The sequence below is a fragment of the Anabaena sp. UHCC 0204 genome (assembly GCF_009711975.1).
Lineage (GTDB): Bacteria > Cyanobacteriota > Cyanobacteriia > Cyanobacteriales > Nostocaceae > Dolichospermum.
Genome location: NZ_VIKW01000044.1, coordinates 21,046 through 27,377, shown reverse-complemented (window position 1 = coordinate 27,377; position 6,332 = coordinate 21,046). Strand labels below are relative to the sequence as shown.

3 protein-coding genes are annotated in these 6,332 nt (G+C 35.6%); 2 read left to right on the top strand and 1 reads right to left on the bottom strand.

The features are described 5' to 3' along the window. Positions 1-1,206: 1,206 nt before the first annotated feature. Positions 1,207-1,518: a HetP family heterocyst commitment protein gene (locus FJR04_RS22560; protein ID WP_168499019.1), complete on the top strand. Its 312-nt coding sequence runs from the start codon at positions 1,207-1,209 to the stop codon at positions 1,516-1,518. 147 nt (positions 1,519-1,665) lie between these two features. Here the strand turns inward: FJR04_RS22560 and FJR04_RS22555 are convergent, their stop codons facing one another. Further along, positions 1,666-2,049 carry a beta-lactamase hydrolase domain-containing protein gene (locus FJR04_RS22555; protein ID WP_168499017.1) on the bottom strand — a complete coding sequence of 128 codons (384 nt, stop codon included), beginning with the start codon at positions 2,047-2,049 and terminating at the stop codon, positions 1,666-1,668. A gap of 672 nt (positions 2,050-2,721) precedes the next feature. On the opposite strand from FJR04_RS22555, the gene nifJ reads away from it, so the two are divergent. Then, the gene (gene nifJ / locus FJR04_RS22550; protein WP_168499023.1) at positions 2,722-6,321 is read left to right on the top strand and encodes a pyruvate:ferredoxin (flavodoxin) oxidoreductase; all 3,600 of its coding nucleotides are present in this window, start codon (positions 2,722-2,724) and stop codon (positions 6,319-6,321) included. Positions 6,322-6,332 lie beyond the last annotated feature (11 nt).

Genomic DNA, 6,332 nt, shown 5'->3' with positions numbered 1-6,332 from the left:
ACAAACGTTTCTATTCTTACTCTACAGAATACTATTAATACTGACACATTAAGTTTTTTATAAAGGATTGCACAGTTATGAAAAATAGTCAATACAAGTATTAGTTTCATGCTCGAAAAATTTTGAGAACGTCTATCAAGAAACTCACACTACAGCGAGGATAAGTCTCCTGACTGATTATTTAACCATGAAACAAGTTCAAAAATAGCATAAATTTGTAGCGACCTAAAGTCACATTCCCATATTTTTAACTACTTAAATAAATCAGGTATCTTGTTTTTAAATGTAACTGATTTAGCCAAAATACTGAAATTAAATCAACAAAAAACTTATATTTAGACGCTATTTACAATTTTGTAAATACCCCTTGTGACACTATTCAAATAGTCATATTTCCTTTAAATATCTTCTCTTTACAATTTTGTAAATACCCCTTGTGACAGTATTTAAATAGTCATTTAATACGTAATTTTAAAGTGATGGTATCTGTAATATTTATAGAAATAAAGTGCCAATTTGGCTTACCAATTACTCAAAACATAGTATTCTGCATATATACGAGTATCTGTGTTTCCTATTTTTATCGCCCAATTGACTTAACCATAAAAATCCCCAGGTTTTGCCTATATTTAGGGCAAATTCAAGGGGAATAGGTTCAAAAAAAAACTATCAGGTTATAGATTCAAAAATGCTAAAAGCTAATTTATTCAGATTACCAATTGCCAGTAATCTCCAAAAATTACTAGCCTACCAATTACTCAATAGATATAGCAAATAGTAGGTAAATGAGGTACAAAATTTATGAGCAAAGCCATATACAAAGAGACATTTAACCTTGTTCTATTCTGTGATGTTGTTAATTTAATATACACAGCCACTCAAATATTATTGCCGCTGCTAGTCAACAAACCTCATGAAAAATTAATAAAATTCTCTCAAAACCATAAATAATGTTGATATTTAATCGAAAATTTATCGCTATACTCAAATTTAGAGGGCGAGGTTATTCACTAAGACAATTTAATTTTTTATGGCACACACAATGAGATTAGTTGTATAGCGTTAATTTTCGCTATGAGCCAGAAATCAAAAATCAGAAATTAAGAGTTAGAAGGCTGATAAATGACCATAAAAGTCTAAATTCTATTTTCTGAACTTTGAAAACTTATTAACTTTCAGTCCTACAAGATTATATCAGGGTTAGTCATGAACTACCAAGCTTCTTCTTCTCAGAACGATTTTCATAGTGCTATCACTCCTGAACAATTCAATCAGATCATTGAAGCTATTGCTGATGGTCGGTATTCTTGGGCTTGTGTGCTGATTTTGCGGTGTATTGGCTATAATCCAATTCACTATATCCCCCAACACACCTACAGCAGATTAATTAAAGAAAACCGTCAAATCATCGCACCTGGAACATCTAATCAACAAAAAACAAATTCAGATATTCATGCCTCTGTCAATAGTTCTAATTACAGAGATTCATCCCAACTGGTAACTACAGCAGAAAGGTAGAGAAACCAAGATGAAATTATTAATTGACACTTGTTTCATTCTAGGTTGGAAATATCTCCTTTAAAGGAAAAAAGCCGAAATATTCCTCTTTCTCAATCCTCGTATTTCCAGAAAGAGGTAATTTTTCCTTGTCCATTGTTTATAGTCCTAAAACCAAAATAATTTGGGATTTTGTTCCCATACTTGATCAAATTCAATGCCCTGCTTATTAGCAATATATAATAATACTATTGCTGCCGAGCGGATAGCATTATCACAATGAATCAAGATTGGTTTAGGTAATTGATTGATCACCGCGAATATCTCCAAAGAAATTTGAGGATTTAGTTCTTCAAATTTGATGGGGATATTGACATAGTTTAAACCTAAATCTTCGGTTTGTTTCTGTTCATCTTCCCACCAGTCTTTTTCATCTGCAAACCTCAGATTGAGAATGGATTTATAACCATCATTTGCTATGTCGTGAAGTTGTTCTGGTGTAACTTGTCCGACAATTGCTAATTCTTGGGTAATCTTTCTAACAATTTCCATTAGTCTTAAAATTCCCAAAATGGATATTTCAATTTATCCCCTGTCTTAATATATAGGGGATTTTTTCACGGGTAATCGGTTATTGGTAAAATTAAATTTTTTGCCATTTCCCCAATCCCCTATTCTCTGATTCAATATTTAATGTAGATAAACAACTTGAGGAACTTGTGAGGAGGTTCTCTGTCATCAAAAATTTTAATTAATGTATATATAATAACATTTTGAATTCCCTTGTATTCCCAGATTGGGTTTTATAAGATGTAGGACTTACGCAATACCTCTCCGAAACTCTTATTTCTCTGTGTCCTCTGCGTCCTCTGCGGTATGCGCTTCGCGCACGCTTTGCGAACGTTTTTTCATGATTTTGCGTAAGTCCTGATAATGGTTGAAAGTATGGCTTTAGCGTAGCTATATCCGCAGGACTATACCCATAGTGATTAGGTAATTTATTTTTTAGAATTTCTCAAGTTTGCGTTTTAAGATGAAGATAGGAATTAGAGAATTAGCCGGTAATAGGTGAGAGAAGAGTGAGAAATCCGGGTAGTCTCACGCAAAGGCGCAAAGGCGCAAAGATTAAGAGTTTCATAAATGGAATTTTTGATTTTCATTCCTTTATATGGCTATCAGCAATACGACTAAATCAAGTTTAGGAAGGTTATCAAGATGTTTAATATGAAAACTAAAACCTTTGCAACCATAGACGGGAATGAAGCAGTTGCTAAAGTCGTCTACCAACTAAACGAGGTTATTGCCATTTATCCGATTACACCATCTTCACCCATGGCTGAATGGTCGGATGCTGCTATGAGTGAGGGAAAACCGAACATCTGGGGAAACATTCCCTCGGTGGTACAGTTACAGAGTGAAGGAGGAGTTGCGGGTGCTGTACATGGGGCTTTGCAAACGGGTTCACTGACAACGACATTTACAGCATCTCAGGGATTAATGTTAATGCTCCCTAATATGTATAAGATTGCGGGAGAGCTTACACCTACAGTATTTCATATTGCGGCGCGATCGCTTGCGGCTCAAGCTCTCTCTATTTTTGGAGATCATAGTGATGTCATGGCTACAAGAAGTAGCGGGTTTGCAATGTTGTGCGCTGCTTCTGTGCAAGAAGCCCAAGATTTTGCCCTCATTTCCACACGTGCAACTTTAGAATCACGCATACCTTTCTTACACTTTTTTGATGGTTTTCGCACCTCTCATGAGATAGATAAAATAGAAATATTCACAACCGAAGACTTACAAAAATTTATTCCCATAGAGTTAGTAATTGCCCATCGTTCACGGGCTTTAACACCTGATAAACCAGTGTTACGAGGTACAGCACAAAACCCAGATGTTTATTTTCAAGCTAGAGAAACAGTAAATTCTTTTTATCTAGTTTGTCCAGATATTACTCAAAAGGTAATGGATGAATTTGCCAACATGACAGGGAGAGAATATAAACTATTTGATTATTATGGACACCCAGCAGCAGAAAACATAATTATCCTCATGGGTTCAGGTTGTGAAACAGTCCAAAAAACTGTAGATTATCTGCATAAACAAGGGGAAAAAGTCGGAGTCATCAAAGTGAGATTATATCGTCCTTTTGATACCCAAAGATTTATTAATTCTCTCCCCAAAACTTCCCGCAATATTGCCGTTTTAGACCGAACAAAAGAACCAGGTGCAACTGGTGAACCTTTATATATTGATGTTGTTACAGCTTTGGCAGAAAACCAGCTTTACAAAATCAAAGTTGTGGGTGGTAGGTATGGTTTATCATCTAAGGAATTTACACCAGCAATGGTAAAAGCTGTATTTGATAATTTGGCTATAGAAACACCAAAAAATCATTTTACAGTCGGGATTAATGATGATGTCACTCATACCAGTTTAGCATACAATCCCGAATTTAATATTGAAGCAGATAATATAGTTCGAGCGATTTTCTATGGTTTGGGTGCAGATGGTACAGTAGGTGCAAATAAAAACTCCATCAAAATTATTGGTGAGGAAACTGATAATTATGCCCAAGGTTATTTTGTTTACGATTCTAAAAAATCTGGTTCTGTAACAGTTTCACATTTGCGCTTTGGTGATCAACAAATTCATTCTCCCTATTTAATTACTAAAGCTAATTTTGTCGCTTGTCATCAATGGGAGTTTTTAGAAAAATTTCCGATGTTGAAAGATATTATTCCCGGTGGTACTTTTTTATTAAATTCACCCTATAACAAAGATGAAGTTTGGGATAAATTACCTATTTCCATGCAAATAGAAATAATTGACAAAAATCTCAAATTCTATGTTATTAACGCCTACAAAGTCTCACGGGAAGCAGGAATGACTGGTAGAATCAACACAGTTATGCAAGTTTGTTTCTTTGCCATATCTGGCGTTTTACCCAAAGAAGAAGCAATAAACCAAATTAAAAAATCTATCCGTAAAACCTACGGTAATAAAGGCGAAGAAATTGTAGAAATGAATATCAAAGCAGTTGATAAAACCTTGGATAATCTCCATGAAATTACAACTAAAGAACTGAAAGAAAAACTGTCATCTGTCACCTGTCAACTGTCACCTCTTCCAGATTATGCACCTGCTTTTGTTCGTGATGTTTTGAGTAAAATGATCGCTCGTGAAGGTGATGATTTACCTGTAAGTGCATTACCTGTAGATGGTACATATACTACAGGAACATCTAAATGGGAAAAACGCAATATTGCTGAAGAAATACCTGTTTGGGATACCGACGTTTGTATTCAATGTGGTAAATGTGTGATGGTATGTCCTCATAGTGTCATTCGTAGTAAAGTATATGCACCAGAACAATTAGAAAATGCACCGGAAACTTTTAAAAGTGCCAATGCAAGAGAACATAATTGGCATGATTTGAAATTTACTATTCAAGTAGCAGCAGAAGATTGTACTGGCTGTGGTATTTGTGTTGATGTTTGTCCTGCCAAAAATAAAGCCGAACCGCGTAAAAAAGCGATTAATATGGAACTGCAAAAACCATTGCGGGAACAAGAACGAGAAAATTGGGATTTTTTCTTGAGTTTACCAAATCCAGATAGACAAAATTTGCAGTTGAATCATATTAATCAACAACAAATGCAAGAACCGTTGTTTGAGTTTTCTGGTGCTTGTGCAGGATGTGGAGAAACACCCTATATTAAATTAGTAACACAATTATTTGGCGATCGCATGATAGTCGCCAATTCCACAGGTTGTTCATCTATCTATGGTGGTAATTTACCTACTACACCTTGGACAAAAAACGCTGAAGGAAGAGGTCCAGCATGGTCTAATAGTCTATTTGAAGATAACGCCGAATTTGGCTTAGGTTTCCGCGTCTCCATAGATAAACAAGCCGATTTTGCAGCTTATTTACTTCAACAACTTGCACCCCAAATTGGCGAAACTCTTGTCACAGATATCCTCAATGCTGAACAAAAAAATGAAGCGGATATTTATGAACAACGAGAACGGATTTCTATTCTTAAAAGGAAATTGGAAGAGATTATAACCGCAGATGAACACAGATTAACGCAGATAAAAGAGGATAATATCGGCGTTAATCAGCGTTTATCTGCGGTTGAAAATCTTAAATCTCTTGCTGATTATTTAGTGAAAAAGAGTGTTTGGATCATTGGTGGTGACGGTTGGGCTTATGATATTGGTTACGGTGGTTTAGATCATGTAATTGCTAGTGGACGCAACGTTAATATTCTTGTCCTCGACACAGAAGTTTATTCAAATACTGGCGGACAAATGTCCAAATCTACTCCTAAAGGTGCAGTAGCAAAATTTGCCGCAGGTGGTAAACCTACAGCAAAGAAAGATTTAGGTTTAATTGCCATGACTTACGGTAATGTTTATGTTGCTAGTGTGGCTATGGGTGCAAAAGATGAACATACATTAAAAGCATTTCTTGAAGCTGAAGCTTATGATGGACCATCATTAATTATTGCCTATAGTCATTGTATTGCTCACGGTATCAATATGAGTACAGCAATGCAAAACCAAAAAGCCGCTGTAGACTCTGGACGCTGGCTATTATATCGTTATCATCCCGATCGCATTAAACAAGGAAAAAACCCCCTACAACTCGATTCTCGCGCCCCTCACATCCCATTAGAAAATTCCATGTACATGGAAAACCGTTTCAAAATGTTGACTAAAATCAACCCAGAAACAGCAAAAGAACTCCTCAATGAAGCACAAGCTGATGTTAATACTCGTTGGCAAATGTATCAATATTTAGCTAATAGAAAATGAAATCAGGTGTC